Source organism: Streptomyces sp. UW30, from assembly GCF_008042075.1.
GTDB lineage: Bacteria > Actinomycetota > Actinomycetes > Streptomycetales > Streptomycetaceae > Streptomyces.
Map to the genome: position 1 here is coordinate 1 of NZ_RDBN01000182.1, position 1,427 is coordinate 1,427.

Sequence of the window (1,427 nt, forward strand, 5' to 3'; positions counted from 1 at the left end):
ACGGAAGTCGTCCGCGGCGCTCCCGCTGGAACTGGCGACCGAGAACCCCGAGCCGATGGACCGCATCGCGGCCGTGGTCCTGCACGGCCTGACCGAACTCGGCTGGCTGGTACGCCCCCAGGAGCCGACCAGCGACACCCGCTATCTGCGCGGCACCTGGCGGACCGACCGGAAGGGCTTCGTCACCTTCAGGACCGTCTTCCCCGGCTGGTACCAGGGCCGCTGCGTCCACATCCACACCAAGGTGCATGTGAGCGGCGAGTGGACGGACGCCGGCTATGAGGGCGGCACCACCTGCCACACCGGCCAGTTCTTCTTCGACGAGGAGTCCGTGCTGGCCTCGGCGGAGGTGGAGCCGTACTCGACCTCGACGACCGAGCGCACCACGCTCGACGAGGACACGATCTACGACCAGAGCGGGACGACCGGCGGTCTGCTGAAGCTGAAGTACAAGAAGAACGACATCGCCAAGGGTGTCCTCGCCACCATCACGGTGGGCGTCGACCCGGAGGCCACGCACACCGGCACGGACGACTCGGTCCAGCCGGGGGCGTCGGCGTCGGCTTCCGCCTCGGCGAGCTGACGGACGTACCGGCAGCGCGGGGCGGATGTGTGGACACATCCGCCCCGACCCGTCAGATGACCCAGAGCAGCCCGTCAACCCCTGGCGCACCTGTTATGCGCCGACGTCACTCGTCCGTCGGCGGGCTCAGTGCCTCCTGCTCCAGCAGGCGCTCCGCGATGTCGTCCGCCCACGCCCGCACCCACGCCCGCAAGTCCGGAACCGACGCCGCGCCGAGGCCCCGGGCGGTGAACTCCCGGTCGTCCAGCAGCTCCGTCGCCTCCAGGCGGGACTGGAGGTCGGCCGGGTCGAACTCGTCCCAGGCGTGGCGGCGGCCCTGTTCCTCCAGGTCGGGGAAGCTCCAGTGGGCTGCGGCTGCGTAGACGTCGGTCAGGTCGCGGGCGGCGCCGCGGTCGGTGAGGGCGCGGACCTTGGTGCCGATGAGGTCTTCGAGGGAGAGGGCCGGGCCCCGGTCGGTCGGGACGGGCGGGTGCCAGAGGGTCTCCTTCAGGAGGTCGACCGTGTACTGCTGGTGCTCCGCCTCGGTGAGCTCCTCGCCCGTGTCCGGGGCGGTGACCAGGAGGCGGGCGGAGAGCGGGTCGGTCTCCAGGGGGCGTACCAGCCAGCCGAGTTCGGTCAGGCCGTGCAGGACCACGGCCGCGATGCGGTCCATCGGCTCGGGGTTCTCGGTCGCCAGTTCCAGCGGGAGCGCCGCGGACGACTTCCGTGTGTCCTCGGGGACCAGGCCGTGTGCCCGGACCGCGCACTCGCCGGCCAGGACGAGCGGGTAGCGGGCGCCGACCGCGAGGACGTCGGTCAGGAGGTGGCGGCGGAGCTGGATCATCGTGGGCCGATTATGACGGCC

At 71.5% G+C, this 1,427-nt stretch carries 1 protein-coding gene and 1 pseudogene; one reads left to right on the forward strand and one right to left on the reverse strand.

Features of this window, described 5'->3' with window-relative positions:
* Positions 1 to 583 (forward strand): annotated as a pseudogene (locus EAO75_RS45440) (hypothetical protein); the annotation flags it as partial.
* 106 nt (positions 584 to 689) lie between these two features.
* Here EAO75_RS45440 and EAO75_RS45445 read toward each other — a convergent pair.
* Positions 690 to 1,406 carry a nucleotidyl transferase AbiEii/AbiGii toxin family protein gene (locus tag EAO75_RS45445; RefSeq protein WP_148000962.1) on the reverse strand — a complete coding sequence of 239 codons (717 nt, stop codon included), beginning with the start codon at positions 1,404 to 1,406 and terminating at the stop codon, positions 690 to 692.
* Between the last annotated feature and the right edge of the window lie 21 nt (positions 1,407 to 1,427).

Excerpts from the sequence above, each read along its gene's own strand:
- EAO75_RS45445 (WP_148000962.1), bottom strand. The coding sequence starts at position 1,406 with ATGATCCAGCTCCGCCGCCACCTCCTGACCGACGTCCTCGCGGTCGGC.